At 44.1% G+C, this 15,236-nt stretch carries 17 protein-coding genes; 10 read left to right on the top strand and 7 right to left on the bottom strand.

Annotated features, from left to right (window positions below):
• Positions 1–270: 270 nt before the first annotated feature.
• The 6 genes from ychF to lolB all read right to left on the bottom strand — a co-directional run bounded on the left by ychF (position 271) and on the right by lolB (position 5,226).
• A complete protein-coding gene (ychF, locus tag Q4519_RS19300) occupies positions 271–1,362 on the bottom strand; it encodes a redox-regulated ATPase YchF (RefSeq protein ID WP_232800193.1) in 1,092 nt (363 codons plus the stop codon).
• A 16-nt stretch (positions 1,363–1,378) separates the two neighbouring features.
• Positions 1,379–1,969, bottom strand: coding sequence for an aminoacyl-tRNA hydrolase (pth, locus tag Q4519_RS19295; protein ID WP_303515124.1), 591 nt, complete (start codon positions 1,967–1,969; stop codon positions 1,379–1,381).
• 2 nt (positions 1,970–1,971) lie between these two features.
• Positions 1,972–2,580 carry a 50S ribosomal protein L25/general stress protein Ctc gene (locus tag Q4519_RS19290; protein WP_232800195.1) on the bottom strand — a complete coding sequence of 203 codons (609 nt, stop codon included), beginning with the start codon at positions 2,578–2,580 and terminating at the stop codon, positions 1,972–1,974.
• 159 nt (positions 2,581–2,739) lie between these two features.
• A complete protein-coding gene (locus Q4519_RS19285; RefSeq protein WP_232800196.1) occupies positions 2,740–3,687 on the bottom strand; it encodes a ribose-phosphate pyrophosphokinase in 948 nt (315 codons plus the stop codon).
• A 95-nt stretch (positions 3,688–3,782) separates the two neighbouring features.
• Complete coding sequence (gene ispE / locus Q4519_RS19280; protein ID WP_303515118.1) at positions 3,783–4,652, bottom strand: 4-(cytidine 5'-diphospho)-2-C-methyl-D-erythritol kinase; 870 nt, start codon at positions 4,650–4,652, stop codon at positions 3,783–3,785.
• Positions 4,627–5,226 (bottom strand): lipoprotein insertase outer membrane protein LolB, encoded by a 600-nt coding sequence (gene lolB, locus Q4519_RS19275; protein WP_303515117.1) that lies wholly within the window; start codon positions 5,224–5,226, stop codon positions 4,627–4,629. The genes ispE and lolB overlap by 26 nt, the downstream gene beginning before the upstream one ends.
• A 128-nt stretch (positions 5,227–5,354) precedes the next feature.
• Between lolB and hemA the strand changes: the two genes are divergently transcribed.
• The 10 genes from hemA to rlmM all read left to right on the top strand — a co-directional run bounded on the left by hemA (position 5,355) and on the right by rlmM (position 14,196).
• The gene (gene hemA / locus Q4519_RS19270) at positions 5,355–6,617 is read left to right on the top strand and encodes a glutamyl-tRNA reductase (protein ID WP_232800199.1); all 1,263 of its coding nucleotides are present in this window, start codon (positions 5,355–5,357) and stop codon (positions 6,615–6,617) included.
• Positions 6,618–6,687: 70 nt separating this feature from the next.
• Positions 6,688–7,776: a peptide chain release factor 1 gene (gene prfA / locus Q4519_RS19265; RefSeq protein WP_232800200.1), complete on the top strand. Its 1,089-nt coding sequence runs from the start codon at positions 6,688–6,690 to the stop codon at positions 7,774–7,776.
• Positions 7,769–8,629, top strand: a complete 861-nt coding sequence (gene prmC, locus Q4519_RS19260; protein ID WP_303515115.1) for a peptide chain release factor N(5)-glutamine methyltransferase — start codon at positions 7,769–7,771, stop codon at positions 8,627–8,629. The genes prfA and prmC overlap by 8 nt, the downstream gene beginning before the upstream one ends.
• Positions 8,617–9,015 (top strand): SirB2 family protein, encoded by a 399-nt coding sequence (locus Q4519_RS19255; protein ID WP_303515113.1) that lies wholly within the window; start codon positions 8,617–8,619, stop codon positions 9,013–9,015. The genes prmC and Q4519_RS19255 overlap by 13 nt, the downstream gene beginning before the upstream one ends.
• Position 9,016: 1 nt before the next feature.
• Complete coding sequence (locus tag Q4519_RS19250; protein WP_303515110.1) at positions 9,017–9,835, top strand: SirB1 family protein; 819 nt, start codon at positions 9,017–9,019, stop codon at positions 9,833–9,835.
• Positions 9,836–9,855: 20 nt separating this feature from the next.
• Positions 9,856–10,701, top strand: a complete 846-nt coding sequence (kdsA, locus tag Q4519_RS19245) for a 3-deoxy-8-phosphooctulonate synthase (protein ID WP_232800204.1) — start codon at positions 9,856–9,858, stop codon at positions 10,699–10,701.
• Positions 10,702–11,088: 387 nt separating this feature from the next.
• A complete protein-coding gene (locus Q4519_RS19240; protein WP_303515107.1) occupies positions 11,089–12,009 on the top strand; it encodes a transcriptional regulator GcvA in 921 nt (306 codons plus the stop codon).
• Positions 12,010–12,039: 30 nt separating this feature from the next.
• Complete coding sequence (locus Q4519_RS19235; protein ID WP_232800206.1) at positions 12,040–12,669, top strand: alpha/beta family hydrolase; 630 nt, start codon at positions 12,040–12,042, stop codon at positions 12,667–12,669.
• Position 12,670: 1 nt separating this feature from the next.
• The gene (locus Q4519_RS19230) at positions 12,671–13,066 is read left to right on the top strand and encodes a DUF423 domain-containing protein (protein ID WP_232800207.1); all 396 of its coding nucleotides are present in this window, start codon (positions 12,671–12,673) and stop codon (positions 13,064–13,066) included.
• Positions 13,063–14,196, top strand: coding sequence for a 23S rRNA (cytidine(2498)-2'-O)-methyltransferase RlmM (gene rlmM / locus Q4519_RS19225; RefSeq protein WP_232800208.1), 1,134 nt, complete (start codon positions 13,063–13,065; stop codon positions 14,194–14,196). The genes Q4519_RS19230 and rlmM overlap by 4 nt, the downstream gene beginning before the upstream one ends.
• 108 nt (positions 14,197–14,304) lie before the next feature.
• Here rlmM and Q4519_RS19220 read toward each other — a convergent pair whose 3' ends face one another.
• On the bottom strand, positions 14,305–15,216 hold the full coding sequence (locus Q4519_RS19220; RefSeq protein ID WP_303515101.1) for an isocitrate/isopropylmalate family dehydrogenase: 912 nt from the start codon (positions 15,214–15,216) through the stop codon (positions 14,305–14,307).
• Positions 15,217–15,236: the final 20 nt, after the last annotated feature.

Genomic DNA, 15,236 nt, shown 5'->3' with positions numbered 1-15,236 from the left:
GAAAGCGAGATACGCTGATACTGGCGCTAAGCGTCAATAGTTTTTTAGTAAAAAAAAGCGAGTTTTCTTCTGTGTGCTTATAAATTAAACGCTAGCTTGCCAGTTTGGTGATTTGTTAATCGACTATTAGATAAAGACGAAGATCTCCCGCATTGCGGCTGCTAGCGAAAGCGAGATACGCTGATATTGGCGCTAAGCGTCAATAGTTTTTATCCAGATACAAAAAAGCCTCGCAGTGCGAGGCTTATCTAATCTGCAGCTTAGATTAACTTAAACGTTAAATAAGAAGTGAATTACGTCGCCATCTTTAACGACGTATGTTTTACCTTCTTGACGCCATTTCCCGGCTTCTTTTGCGCCAGATTCGCCCTTGAATTGAATGTAATCGTCGTAGCCAATAATTTCTGCGCGGATAAAGCCTTTTTCAAAATCGGTATGAATCTTACCAGCGGCTTGTGGTGCAGTAGAGCCTTTCGGGAAGGTCCAAGCGCGCACTTCTTTTACACCTGCAGTAAAGTAGGTTTGCAGCTCTAATAATTCGTAACCTGAGCGGATAACGCGGTTTAGGCCAGGCTCTTCTAAGCCCATTTCGTCCATAAACTCTTTTTTCTCGTCTTCGTCTAGCTCAGCGATTTCATTTTCGATTTCAGCGCACACTGCTACCACCACGGCATTTTCTTTTTCTGCAATGGCTTTAACGATATCTAGGTAAGGGTTGTTTTCAAAGCCATCATCATTGACGTTAGCGATGTACATGGTGGGCTTACCTGTGAGGAAGTTCATGTACGCAACGGCTGCTGTTTCTTCTTTTTCTAGGCCTAGACTGCGGATCATTTCACCTTCTTCAAGGTGCGCTTTAATTTTTTCAAGTACGGTGATTTCAAATTTAGCATCTTGGTCGCCGCCTTTGGCTTTTTTCGCCACGCGGATTAACGCTTTTTCACAGCTGTCTAAATCAGCTAGTGCTAATTCAGTATTGATCGTATCGATATCATCAGCTGGGTCTACTTTACCTGTAACATGAACGATATTGTCATTTTCAAAGCAACGTACAACATGGCCAATGGCATCTGTTTCACGAATGTTAGCAAGGAACTTATTACCTAAGCCTTCGCCTTTTGATGCACCTGCGACTAGGCCTGCAATATCAACAAATTCCATTGATGTTGGGATCACGCGTTGTGGCTTAACGATCTCAGATAGGGCGTCAAGGCGTAGGTCAGGCACAGGAACTACACCTGTGTTTGGCTCAATCGTACAAAATGGAAAGTTAGCCGCTTCGATGCCTGCTTGTGTTAATGCATTAAATAGAGTTGATTTACCTACATTAGGAAGACCAACGATGCCACATTTAAAACCCATGAGTGTTTACCTTAAATTATTCTGCTTTGAAGCTGTGAAGTCGATTCATCGCTTTTGCGATGCCGTCTTTTGCCAGTATATTCGTTGTGCGAACTGCTTCATCAACCACGCTTTCAATTAAAGCTTGCTCATGTACTGGCGCTTTCCCTAATACATAGCCGGTTACTTTATCTTTATGACCGGGGTGGCCGATGCCAATTCGTAAACGATAAAAATTCTTGTTATTACCCAACTTATTAATGGTATCGCGCAACCCGTTATGGCCGCCATGTCCGCCGCCTAATTTAAACTTGGCTACGCCAGGGGGCATGTCCATTTCATCATGAGCCACTAAGATTTCTTCAGGGGCGACCCGATAAAAGTTAGCCATGGCTACAATGGCTTTACCACTGAGGTTCATAAACGTAGTGGGAATAAGTAGGCGTATATCTTGATTTTCGATCTGAATGCGGCCCGTTAAGCCAAAGAACTTAGCTTCCGGTTTGAGCTGGATATGATGGTATCGCGCAAGTTCTTCAATAAACCAAGCGCCGGCGTTATGTCGAGTGTGCTGATATTCGGGGCCTGGATTAGCCAGGCCCACAAGCAACTTAATATTCGTCGTCACGATTATTCAGCAGCTTCCTCTTCAGTGCTTGGCGCGCCTTTAGCTGTTGCAACAGTAGCAACGGCTTGGTCGTGGTCAGCACCTTTAGCTAGCTCAACTGATTCAACACCTTCAGGTAGTTTTAGATCTGAAATGTGGATCGTTTGGCCAAGTGCAATTTCGTTAACATCAACTTCGATGAACTCTGGAAGAGCACCAGGTAGACAGCTAACTTCAACTTCGTGAGCAGTTTTAGCTAATACGCCGCCTGATTTAACTGATTCCGCTGTATCTTCGTTGATGAAGTGAAGTGGTAATACAGTTTGTAGTTTTTGCGTAGCATCAACACGTAAGAAATCTAAGTGTTGGATTTTTGGCTTGAACGGGTGACGTTGGATGTCTTTTAGTACTGCTTGTACTTCTTTACCGTCAACATTTAGCGTGATAACGCTAGTGTAGAAGCTTTCAACATCGTTTACTTTGATCACAGAGTTGTGAGTTAGAGTAAGTGATACAGCTTCTTGACCTGCACCGTAAAGGATCGCTGGTACTTTATCTGCGTGACGTAGGCGGCGGCTCGCACCTTTCCCTAAATCTGTACGCACTTCAGCGTTAAGAGTGATAGTTGACATAGTATTTCTCCAATAAATAATAATTGCTTCTAGGCTTGCGACCAGCCTAAAAACGCCATAAAAAAAAGGCGCGCCATGTTAACGTGGCAGCGCCTTTTTCTCAAACTGTTTTTTACTCTAACTGCAGTTAAATCTAGTTAGAATGAAAATCTGTTCAACTTAGTGATGGAACATCGCAGAAATTGACTCTTCATTGCTAACGCGACGGATAGCCTCAGCTAGCATTGCGCTCAATGTTAATTGCGTTACTTTATCAATTTTTGCCATCTCAGCAGAAAGTGGAATTGAGTCAGTTACAATCACTTCGTCAATAACTGATTCAGCAATGTTCTTAGGAGCGTTACCCGAGAACACGGCATGGGTAGCGTATGCAAATACGCGTTTAGCACCACGGTCTTTCAATGCTTTCGCTGCTTGGCATAGTGTTCCGCCCGTATCGATCATGTCATCGACAATAATACAATCACGGCCTTCAACTTCACCAATAAGGTGCATAACTTGCGCTACGTTAGCTTTTGGACGGCGTTTATCAATGATAGCCAGATCCGCGTCATCAAGTAACTTAGCATGAGCACGTGCACGTACCACGCCGCCGATGTCTGGAGAAACAACAACCGGGTTAACCAGTTTTTTGTTCAACATATCTTCAAGTAACACAGGGCTACCAAATACGTTGTCTACTGGTACATCAAAAAAGCCTTGAATTTGTTCAGCGTGTAAGTCAACAGTCATCACGCGGTCAACGCCAACGCTAGAAAGGAAGTCTGCCACTACTTTTGCGGTAATTGGCACACGAGATGAACGAACACGGCGGTCTTGACGTGCGTAACCAAAGTAAGGAATAACAGCTGTAATACGACCAGCAGATGCACGACGCAGTGCATCAATCATAACGATCAGTTCCATTAGGTTGTCGTTGGTTGGCGCACAAGTAGATTGGATAATAAAGATATCGCCGCCACGTACATTTTCGTTAATTTGTACGCTAATTTCTCCGTCGCTGAAAGTACCGACTTCGGCACTACCAAGTTTAGTGAAAAGGCGGTCAGCGATCTTCTGGGCAAGTTCTGGCGTCGCATTACCAGTGAACAGCTTCATGTCAGGCACGGTGGGGAACCTCAGGTTGCTTCCTGTTTAGAGTGATACCAGCTTACGCTGGACGTTTTACTGATGCTTAGGTCAGATAAAACAATATCGACGATTTATTTTTTTATTCGCAATTTCAACTGCTTATATAAGGCAGACTCATTACTTCCCTGCGTTACAAATCCGTTCAGCCACGCAGGGCAACTGTCTAAAATTGATTGGGCGTGCTGCTGGTTATTGCAAGTTGCAAAAACACATGCGCCCGTTCCCGTCAATCTCGACGGCGCGTATTCTATCAAGGCGTCAATTGCCTTGGCAACCTCGGGATATTGTTTTTTAACTAAAGGCTCACAATCATTATGCCAAGAAGCCTGTAATAACTGCTCTATTGAGCATTTAGGGGTGTGTCGAATTAGCTCTTTATGGGTAAACACGCTGACGGTCGCAACGTGTACCGGCGGCACGGCAATCACATACCAAGGCTCGGCTACTTCGACACTGGTTAGTTTCTCACCGACACCTTCAGCAATTGCAGCACGTCCGTGAATAAAAATAGGGACATCGGCACCTAATTTTACGCCGATATCAGCTAAAACATCATTACTGTAATCTAATTGCCATTGTTGGTTCAGTGCGACTAGGGTCGTGGCGGCATCGGAAGAGCCACCGCCCAGCCCCCCCCCCATGGGTAAGTTTTTCTCGACATCAATGTGCGCGCCAAGTTTTGTGCCACTGAATTGTTGTAATGCGCGAGCGGCTTTATAGATGAGATTATCTTCAAGCTTAATCTCGCTCTCTGGGGCAATACTGATATGGCCAGATTGATTGACTTGAATCGTTAAGTAATCGGCCTTGTCCACAAACTGAAACAGTGTTTGTAATTCATGATAGCCATCCGGGCGTTGCCCGTTAACGTATAAAAATAAGTTTAATTTAGCAGGCGCTGGCCAGCGTATGGGATCAAGGTTGCTCAAAGGTCCACTCATATATTTTTAGTTTCAGTAAGTTGTCATTGTTTTTAAGGCTAAGATTGCTCGGTAACGTTAGGCCTTGGCTTTGCGTGTGTCCCCCTAAGGTAAGATGCCAAGGCTGCTGTTCTACGATGGCATCGATACTGATGACATTGCCTTGCTCATCGAACTGCGCAGAAGCATCGAGAGGGACACCTTTTACCCATTGCTGCATTTGATTTAACGGTAACACCCATCCGGTTAATTGTTGGATCAATAACTGCGCATTGGCGGCGTAATGCTCTTCACCATTGTTGTCGCGCAGCCAAGCGCCAAATTTGTCTTGCTTCACTTCCAACACGGTTTTGAATAGCTTAGTGAAGGTGATGTGAAACTGTTCTCCTTGTTGCTGCCAGTGCATATCAAGGGCCACGGGTTGTTGTTTTGCTTGGCGAATAGCCATCTTGCCCTTTATTTGCCAATGGTCAAGCTCGGCTAATTGGGTTTGTTGAGGAAATTCTGCTAGTGGTTGTTTTGATGTCGGCTGAAGCAGAGAACAACCTGACAAGCCCATGATAATAAAGCATAAGCAAAAGCGTAATTGATTCAATTTTGATCCCTTTTTGAAGTGCGAAACCAGTATAGCGAGGCCAAGTAAGCAAAACCAGTCAGCAATCCCTTTTATTAAGAGGGAGTTTTCCGTAAAATTGCGCCCTCGCGAATTATAAAGTGATTTAGATGACACTGTTTGCTCTGGGAATAAACCATAAAACGGCTTCTGTTGCACTAAGGGAAAAACTTGCCTTTGCACCAGATGCGATGGCGAGTGCCCATCAACAAGCGTTAACCATTGAAGCATTAAATGAGCTGGTCATTGTTTCGACCTGTAACCGCACTGAATTGTATGGCCATATTGAGGCGGGCAATGAAGAACAGCTATTAGACTGGTTATGTCAATTTCACCATATCGATAAAGAAGAACTTCGGCCTTGTCTCTATGTTTATCAGCAAGAGCAAGCGATTGCCCACCTTATTCGAGTTTCCAGCGGTTTAGATTCACTCGTGCTGGGCGAGCCGCAAATTCTTGGGCAAATTAAACAGGCCTATGGCGTGTCGCGGGAAGTGGGCGCAGTTTTTCGCATTCTAGATAAACTGTTTCAACATACCTTTGCGGTGGCAAAGCAAATTCGTTCGCAAACCGATATTGGCGCCAATGCCGTATCGGTGGCTTATGCAGCGGTTAACCTATCTAAGCAGATTTTTTCTGAGTTATCTGATACCAAAGTGATGTTAATTGGTGCAGGTGAAACCATTGAACTCGCGGCAAAACACCTAGTTGAGCAAAATGTGGCGAAAATGTTTGTGGCTAACCGAACCATAGAGCGCGCAGAGTTACTGTCAGAGCAATATGGTGCCAAGGCGATCACCTTAGGGGAAATTCCACACTATTTACACCAAGCTGATATCGTTATCAGCTCAACCGCGGCACCATTGCCGATATTAGGTAAGGGCGCAGTAGAGACGGCGTTAAAACAGCGCAAGCATCAACCTATGTTGTTGGTTGATATTGCTGTCCCTCGTGACATTGAAAGTGAAGTGGCAGAGCTTAACGATGCTTATCTTTATACTGTGGACGATTTACAAGGTATCATAGAGCAAAATATGGAAGCGCGGCAGAAAGCTGCGGTAGATGCCGAACGTATTGTCACTGCTCGTAGCAAAGAATTCATGGCTTGGCTTGCTTCCTTGCAGTCGGTTAACCATATCCGAGAGTATCGCCAGCGCAGTGAGCAAACTCGCGATCTTTGTGTTAATCAAGCCCTGGCCAAATTACAACAAGGCGGTGATGTAGAAGCCGTGATCCGAGAATTAGGATTCAAATTAACCAATAAATTAATTCATCAGCCTACCGTGTCCCTTACCGAAATGGCGCGCAAAGGCCAACAAGACAAACTTGAGACCTTATGCCATAGCCTCGGCTTAAGCACTCACCAAGATTAAATGAATAACTTGGTCTCATTACTGACCAATATAGATAAATACTAATTAAGGGCGAAGGCCCGGAGTAGCAATGAAACCGTCCATTATTTCAAAATTGGAAGGCTTGAAAGAACGTTATGAAGAAGTTCAGGCGTTAATGAGCGAGCCAGATGTCATTTCAAATCAAGAGCAATTTAGAGCATTAAATAAAGAATATTCACAGCTGGAAACCGTGGTGAAGTGTTTTGATGCTTACACCCAAGCGGTGGCGGATTATGCCTCGGCGCAAGAAATGTTGTCAGATGACGACCCAGATATGCGTGAAATGGCGGAAGAGGAAGTGGCGAGCGCCAAAGAAGCCTTAACTGAGATGACCGCTGAACTGGAGATCCTGTTACTGCCACGTGACCCTAATGATGACAGCGATTGTTATATTGAAATTCGTGCTGGTGCTGGTGGTGATGAAGCGGCGATTTTTGCCGGTGATTTATACCGTATGTACAGTAAATATGCTGAAAAACGCGGCTGGCGTGTGAGCATAGTGAATATGAACGAAAGCGACCAAGGTGGTTACAAAGAAATCATCGCAAAAATGGAAGGTGAATCTGTTTATGGCGTGATGAAATTTGAATCGGGTGGGCATCGTGTACAACGTGTACCTGAAACCGAGTCACAAGGCCGTATTCATACCTCGGCTTGTACAGTTGCTGTACTGCCTGAAGTACCAGAATCTGAAGCAATTGATATTAATCCTGCTGATTTAAAAATAGATACCTTCCGTGCATCAGGCGCCGGTGGTCAGCACGTTAACAAAACTGATTCAGCCATTCGGATTACCCATTTACCAACGGGTATGGTGGTTGAATGTCAAGATCAACGCTCGCAACATAAAAACCGTGCCCGTGCAATGAGTGTGTTGCAATCGCGGTTACAAGCTGCGATTGATGACAAACGCCAAGAGGAAGAGCAAAGTATGCGTCGCAGCCTCGTGGCCAGTGGCGATCGCTCTGAGCGTATCCGTACCTATAACTATCCGCAAGGACGAGTATCGGATCACCGTATCAATCTAACCATATACCGCTTAAATGAGGTGATGGAAGGGGATTTGAATGCTTTGATTGAGCCGATATTACAAGAATACCAAGCTGACCAATTGGCGGCACTGGCAGAGAATGACTGATCCATTATTGACGATTGCTGCGGCCCTTAATTGGGGCCAAAAGCAATTAACTCATTCTGATTCTCCAGCGCTTGATGTGCGGGTTTTACTTTGTTTTGCTCTTGAAAAGCCAGACAGTTATTTGTACACCTGGCCGGATAGAGCAATAGAGCCACAGCAGCAGGCTGTCTTTGTTGATTTGGTGGCGCGCCGTGCTCAAGGTGAGCCTGTTGCGCATATTGTGTGCCAGCGTGAGTTTTGGTCTTTGCCTTTGATGGTTAACTCGTCAACTTTGATCCCTCGACCTGATACTGAAGTGTTGGTTGAGCAAGCCTTAATGTTGGCCTCTGATCACCCCATGCTAAGGCAAGCAGGCGTGTTGGATTTGGGCTCAGGTACTGGCGCTATTGCTTTAGCATTAGCGTCGGAGTGGCCTCATGTTAGGGTGACGGGGGTTGATGTTAAACCCGAAGCGGTTGAATTAGCACAGTGTAATGGCAACAACTTAAAGCTTGGCAATGCACAGTTTAAGCAAGGCAGTTGGTTTGATCCGGTTGCAGGGCAAAAGTTTGCACTGATTGTCTCGAATCCGCCGTATATTGATGCGGACGATCATCATCTCACGGAAGGTGATGTGCGGTTTGAACCACTATCAGCATTAGTGGCGAAAGAAAAAGGTTTAGCTGATTTGGCGTTTATTGCCACGCAAGCAACAGAATATTTATTAGCCAATGCTTGGCTAATCATGGAGCATGGCTTTGCCCAAGGCGAAGCCGTGCGAAACTTATTAACCCAAAATGGTTATTGTGACGTAAACACGGTAAAAGATTACGGTGGTAACGATCGCATTACATTAGGAAAATGGAATCCCTGATCATGTATATGGCATTAAAGCACAGTCACTTTTTATTTATTGGATTAACAATTTTACTGTTTATTGCGCGCTTTGTATTTGTACTTACCGCAAGTCGCTTCGCAGCAAATAAAGGGATTATTGGTGCTTATATGGCATCACTTACAGGCCTTGTTATCACAGGTGCTGGCTTGATTGCGGTGACTGGCTTTATGCCTTTTACTGTAGGCAATGTTTGGCTGACTGAAAAAATATTGGCGTTTGTTGCTGTGTTGCTCTTGCAATATATGGCCCTTAAAGGTGGCCGAACTAAGAGTATGAAAGTGTTTGCATTTATCGGTGCTATCAGTTGGATTGGCTATATGGCCCATTTGGCTGTAAAGCATCAGCCTATGTTGTTGGGATAAGGTGATTAAGTTGATCGAAAAAGACATGCCAGAAGTGAGCTTGCTCGATATGGCATTGATGATCGAGCAAGAATTAGGTGAGCTCGATATGGCCAAGGTAGAGGCAGAATTGGCGCAATTGTCAACTCAACTCGCTTGCTATTTAGCAGACAGGTCATCTGCGCGCAATGATAGCAGCAGCCAAACTTGGCAAGACGTGTTGGCGTGTTTTTTCCAACAATGGCAATTTAGTGGTGATTGGCAGCAGTTTTTTGATTACCAAAACACCCTCGTTAGTCAAGGCATCTTAAAGCGCAAGGGAACCCCGTTAACACTAGGGATCTTGCTGGTGCATTTTTTACGTCAATCAGGTGTCACGGCTAACGGCATTTGTTTCCCTGGCCATTTTTTGGTTCGAATAGATGTCGATAATAATTTCCACTACATTGACCCTTTTAACGGTGAGTTGTTATCTTGGCAACAAATGGAACTCAAGCTGCGCGGCGCTAAGGGCGATCTTGCTCGTTTAAAACAGCAAGACTTAAAGCCCGATGACATTAAATCTATTATCAAGCGCTTATTACACACTAAAAAAGGCGCATTGTTGCGAGAGCACCAATTTAACCAAGCGCTACGTTGCTCTGATATTTTATTACGTTTAGCACCTGGTGACCCGTTTGAGATACGTGATCGCGGCTTTATATTTCATGAGTTAGATTGTTTTAATGTTGCTGTTGATGACTTCAACTACTTTATTGATAAGTGTCCAAACGATCCTTCAATTGGCTTACTTAAGCTAAAAATAGAGCAAATGGATCATTCCGAAACAGTTATGCATTAAGTCTGAATTAAGGATTAACTATGAGTCAGAAAATTATTTCAATTGGCGATGTACAAGTGGGTAACTCGCTTCCTTTTGTCCTTTTTGGGGGCATGAATGTGCTGGAGTCGCGCGATTTGGCGATGAAAATGGCAGAAACCTATGTTGAAGTGACCCAAAAGCTAAACATTCCTTATGTGTTCAAGGCGTCATTTGATAAAGCTAACCGCTCTTCAATTAATAGTTACCGTGGTCCAGGTTTAGATGCAGGCTTAAAAATATTTGAAGAGATTAAACAAACCTTCAATATTCCTGTGATCACTGATGTTCATGAACCTTATCAAGCGGCACCCACTGCAGAGGTCGTGGATGTGATCCAACTGCCCGCATTTTTGAGCCGCCAGACCGATTTGGTAGCAGCGATGGCAAAAACCAATGCAGTCATTAATATTAAAAAAGCGCAGTTTTTAGCGCCACATGAAATGGCACACATACTGACTAAATTTGAAGAAGCAGGTAATGACCGTCTCATATTATGTGAACGCGGCACCAGCTTTGGCTATAACAACTTAGTGGTTGATATGTTGGGCTTTGGCATTATGAAAGAAACCCAATACCCGGTTATTTTTGATGTCACTCATGCTCTGCAAAAGCCTGGTGGTCGAGCTGACAGTGCTGATGGCCGTCGTGCTCAAACCGTTGATCTAGCCTTGGCTGGTATCTCGCAAGGATTAGGGGGGTTATTTTTAGAGTCTCATCCCGATCCTGATAAGGCTAAATGTGACGGTCCTTGTGCACTGCCACTTGATAAGCTTGAGCCATTCCTTACTCAAGTTAAACAGATGGATGAATTAGTGAAAAGCTTTAGCAAAATTGAGACGGCATAAGTCGGTTGGCTTGAGAGCTCTTTAATAGGCTGCCTAGTGCAGCCTTTTTTATTGTCACTCGGTAAAAAAGAGCCATAAAAAAAACGCCACCTAGGTAGGCAGCGTTTAACTGTAGCTAAACAGAAGAAGGCTAAATTACCGGCATTGGCCACGTCATAATATAACCTTTCATAGAATGACCTATGAGTGCAAACACAACATTGCAAACCATTAGCTATAGTAAGGTATTTTGTAAAATATTTGTTACAAAATACAAGGCGAGAGCATAGAGAAAAACACTGCTTTTTACATATAGCCTTTGTTGCGTAAAGAAATATAGTCTTTCGCTGGTGATACAACAAACGACAATTTATAATATTTGGCATTAGTTTTTCTAATGGAATGCGGATGTTTAATCGATTACCGCCACTCAATGCCCTGAAAACCTTTGAGTCGGCTGCTCGTCACCTGAGTTTTACCCGTGCTGCCAATGAGTTATTTGTCACCCAGGCTGCGGTTAGTCACCAAATAAAGGCATTAGAAACGCACTTAGGACTAAAGTTGTTTCAACGCCGTAACCGTGCCTTGCGCTTGACCGAAGAAGGGCAAAGTTACTTTTTAGACCTAAAGGAAATTTTCTTAAGTTTAGGTAATGCTACCGAAAAATTATTGGCACGAACGGCGACGGGCTCTCTTACTGTAAGCTTACAGCCGAGTTTTGCCATACAATGGCTGGTGCCTAGGCTCGTAAAATTCAGTGAACAACACCCTGAGATTGATGTCAGGATAAAAGCTGTGGATGAAGATGAAGGTTCACTGCGTGAAGGAGTGGACTTAGCTATCTATTATGGCCGCGGCCATTGGCCTAACTTACGTTGCCATAAGTTACATGCAGAGTACTTGCTACCACTGTGCTCACCGGCCTTATTACAAGGTAAAAAAAAGCTCGAGACATTAGCGGATTTAAGCCAGCACACTTTATTACATGATTCGTCACGCAAAGAATGGAAAACCTGGATGAAACAGGTGGGAGTAAATTTCCCAAATGTGAATCAAGGGCCGATTTTTAGTCACTCATCTATGGTGTTGCAAGCTGCTATTCACGGACAGGGGATTGCGCTTGGACACAACGTATTAGCCAAGCCTGAGCTTGATGCTGGGCGTTTAGTGTGCCCATTCAGTGAAGTTTTAGTGAGTAAGAAATGCCATTATTTGGTGTGTGAAGAAAGCCAAGCAGAATTAGGAAAAGTGGCCGCCTTTCGTGACTGGATGATCAATCTGGTTGAGCAAGAAGAAAAAGAATTAGACGGTATTATTGAAACGCAGTGATCCCGTCAACTTAATTGAGATCGTAAATTGATGAACAAATACACTATCGACGGCCCAGCGGATGCCTCACATACCTTTATTTTTGCCCATGGTGCAGGCGCCGGCATGGCGCACCCTTTTATGGTAACCATGGCCGAAGGTATTGCTGCGCAGGGCATTAAAGTGGTGCGTTTTAATTTTCCTTACATGCAGCAAATGTTAGCCGAGGAGCGCCGCTTACCCCCCAATAAGGCGCCAATCTTGTTAGCAGCCTTTAAAGAGGTGTTGACCGACTTTACTGGCGAACGCTTAGTTATTGGTGGTAAGTCCATGGGCGGGCGTATCGCAAGCCATTTATTAGCCGAGCCCGAGGTGATTGCTGGTGTTTGTTTGGGGTTTCCGTTTCACCCTGTAGGTAAGCCTGAGCGCCTTAAAGGTGAACATTTAGCCAACCTAAATAAGCCGTGTTTATTAATCCAAGGTGATCGCGATACTATGGGCAGTGAAGCAGAAGTAAAAGATTATGATTTATCGTCTTCGATTCAGCTGCATTTTCTGGCTGATGGCGATCACAGCTTTAAACCGAGAAAAAGCTCCGGCTATAGTTATGAGCAACATATGCAGCAGGCGATCACGCTAGTGAGTGAGTTTATTTTAAGCTGTAACCTTGAAGGAAAGTAATATGCTGGGCACGAGAGTGATGTTTTTATTGGCGGGCTTAAGTGGCGCGTTTGCTGTTGGCTTTGGTGCCTATGCTAGCCATGGGTTAAGTGGCAAACTTGATGCACAGTTATTTAGTTACGTCCAAATGGCACTGCAGTATCACTTTTATCATAGTCTGGCTATCTTAGCGTGCGCGGTTATCTCACTTTTTATCCAACAGGATGGTCGTTATCGGTTATCATATTACGCTTGCTGCTGTTTTGTGGTGGGGTTAGTTCTATTTTGTGGCTCTTTTTATTATTGGGCGCTCAGTGGGCATAAATTGCCTGCATTCGTCACCCCCATTGGCGGTGGAAGTTTTATATTAGGCTGGCTATGTTTAGCCATGATCGCGTTAAGAGGAAATAAACAATGAAGGGCTTATTGCTGTACTGTCGCCCCGGTTTTGAAAGTGACTGCGCTGCTGAGATCCAAGATCAAGCGGCGTTATTAGATTGCTTTGGTTTTGTGAAAACGCAGAGTCAATCTGGTTATGTTTATTTTGAATGTTACGATCCTAGTCATGCTGAGATATTAATTAAACAACTTAACTTTTTCCGCTTGGTGTTTGCTCGGCAAATGATTGCTGTTTCTGAACTAGTGTCAGGTATGGATGTTAATGATCGGATCACGCCAATCTTGGCTGCTGCGCAATCTTTACCTTTAGGTGGAGATATTTGGGTGGAGACACCTGAGGGTGATGAAACCAAGCCGCTGCTGACTTTTTGTCGCAAGTTTACGGTGCCGTTGCGCGCAGCATTACGTAAAGCTAACAAAATTACGGCTAAAGAGCAGGGACGTAAACCGCGCTATCATGTTTGTTTTCTGGATAATCAAACTGCGTACTTAGGTTACTCAATTACCTATAATAGCTCTCCATTTTATATGGGCATCGCACGCCTTAAGTTTCCAAACGCCGCGCCAAGTCGTTCAACTTTAAAGCTTGATGAAGCAATCCAACTCTTTATTCCTAAAGAAGAGCAAGAAACGCGCTTAGCACCAGGCATGAAAGCGGTCGATTTAGGTGCCTGTCCAGGAGGCTGGACTTATCAGTTAGTACGCCGTGGTATGTTTGTGGCTGCAGTTGATAATGGTCAAATTGCCCAGTCGCTAATGGATACCGGGCAAGTTAAGTACTACGCCGATGATGGTTTTAAATTCCAGCCTTTTATTCGTAACCTTACTTGGTTAACGGGTAAAAATGAGCAGGGTAAAAAGGTGAAATACCCTGAGCATACTCATGTGAACTGGTTAGTCTGCGATATGATTGAAAAACCGCACCGGGTGGCAAAACTAATGGCTGATTGGCTTGAGCAAGCTTATTGTAGAGAGGCTATTTTTAATCTCAAATTACCGATGAAGCGTCGCTACTATGCGGTAAAAGAATGCTTGGATATGATGACACAACGTCTAGGTGAAGATGCCTTTGATTATCAAGTGAAGCACTTGTATCACGACCGCGAAGAAGTAACAGTGCATGTCCGTTGGAAAGATTTTAGTAAGTAACCTCCGTGTTGCAGACAAATATACTATCTTGTTTCTTCAGAGGCCGGGTTAATTATTTTTAAAATGAAAAAGGTAGAGGAGGTGTTAGTCTCGTCTACCTTTTGTTTCTTATAGCCTCTCTAATACTGCCTGAGTAAAGTCTGCGCCGCTATGATGGCCACCGAATGCAGAAGTTAGCCGATCATCAAATGAAATGGTTTGGCTTAATGCACTCAGTATTGCTTCCGCTTCGTTATCTCTTCCTAGAAATTCAAGTAAATTCACCGATGCTAGTATTAACGAGGCTGGATCATCTACAGGTGGCTCTGGATTGGCTAATTCAACAGCATAAAATAAGGCCCCGCTACTACCAAGGTGCGACTTAGCACAAAGCCGCTTTGCTACGGGTTTACCATATAGCTGATTTTTGATTTCTTTACCGAATAAATGATGAGTAATTAAAAAGTTATAGCGCTCGTTGTCACTGGCTAAGTTACGGCTGACTTCATCTATGTTGCTAAATTGAACTTCTAGGTCGCTGTACTCTGTTGCGACCGCTCGCTCAATAGCATTAAGTAGTTCAGAAGCATCAGCTGCTTCATCAACCACAGTAATAATACTTTTTTGTTTTAGCCGAGCAGCTTGTAAAGCTTGTTGGGCAAATGCTTGGTAATGAGACCTTAAGTTGAAACCAGCTGCCTTTGGCATATCGTAAATCAAGTTTTGTTCCTGAAACGGCTGAAAGGGACCAGCAGGAAAATACAGCAAATAATAACACTCGGCCGATAACCCGAGTGGGGTTTGCAATTGCTCCTTCAACTGCTCTTCTTCAAGGCTGCCTTCTTTAAGTGGGCCAAGCAAGGCAACCTGATTATCTTGGATTAATTCACAAGTTTGTTGCAATAGCTCAGTAGATTGAGGGTATGTTGCTACCTGTAAAATGACACCAGAGCCAATTTTATCTAAGGCTTGGACCATCGCTTGTGTTAGTACTTCTTCCCCATACAAGCTTGGGATTAGCGCAATTCGTTCAAATGTCATAGTTAACCTTACTTTTATGT

The sequence above is a fragment of the Motilimonas sp. 1_MG-2023 genome (genome assembly GCF_030547455.1).
Taxonomy (GTDB): domain Bacteria; phylum Pseudomonadota; class Gammaproteobacteria; order Enterobacterales; family CBDFNC01; genus Motilimonas.
Note: the sequence above shows the minus strand (reverse complement) of the source record. Positions and strands in the feature narration are given on the sequence as shown.

What these genes read in the sequence shown, in the direction of transcription:
- Q4519_RS19230 (WP_232800207.1), top strand. Translation starts at nt 12,671, where the DNA reads ATGCTGGGCACGAGAGTGATGTTTTTATTGGCGGGCTTAAGTGGCGCG.
- Q4519_RS19220 (WP_303515101.1), bottom strand. Translation starts at nt 15,216, where the DNA reads ATGACATTTGAACGAATTGCGCTAATCCCAAGCTTGTATGGGGAAGAA.
- prfA (WP_232800200.1), top strand. Translation starts at nt 6,688, where the DNA reads ATGAAACCGTCCATTATTTCAAAATTGGAAGGCTTGAAAGAACGTTAT.
- rlmM (WP_232800208.1), top strand. Translation starts at nt 13,063, where the DNA reads ATGAAGGGCTTATTGCTGTACTGTCGCCCCGGTTTTGAAAGTGACTGC.
- Q4519_RS19240 (WP_303515107.1), top strand. Translation starts at nt 11,089, where the DNA reads ATGTTTAATCGATTACCGCCACTCAATGCCCTGAAAACCTTTGAGTCG.
- ispE (WP_303515118.1), bottom strand. Translation starts at nt 4,652, where the DNA reads ATGAGTGGACCTTTGAGCAACCTTGATCCCATACGCTGGCCAGCGCCT.
- ychF (WP_232800193.1), bottom strand. Translation starts at nt 1,362, where the DNA reads ATGGGTTTTAAATGTGGCATCGTTGGTCTTCCTAATGTAGGTAAATCA.
- kdsA (WP_232800204.1), top strand. Translation starts at nt 9,856, where the DNA reads ATGAGTCAGAAAATTATTTCAATTGGCGATGTACAAGTGGGTAACTCG.
- hemA (WP_232800199.1), top strand. Translation starts at nt 5,355, where the DNA reads ATGACACTGTTTGCTCTGGGAATAAACCATAAAACGGCTTCTGTTGCA.
- Q4519_RS19255 (WP_303515113.1), top strand. Translation starts at nt 8,617, where the DNA reads ATGGAATCCCTGATCATGTATATGGCATTAAAGCACAGTCACTTTTTA.
- Q4519_RS19290 (WP_232800195.1), bottom strand. Translation starts at nt 2,580, where the DNA reads ATGTCAACTATCACTCTTAACGCTGAAGTGCGTACAGATTTAGGGAAA.
- Q4519_RS19235 (WP_232800206.1), top strand. Translation starts at nt 12,040, where the DNA reads ATGAACAAATACACTATCGACGGCCCAGCGGATGCCTCACATACCTTT.
- prmC (WP_303515115.1), top strand. Translation starts at nt 7,769, where the DNA reads ATGACTGATCCATTATTGACGATTGCTGCGGCCCTTAATTGGGGCCAA.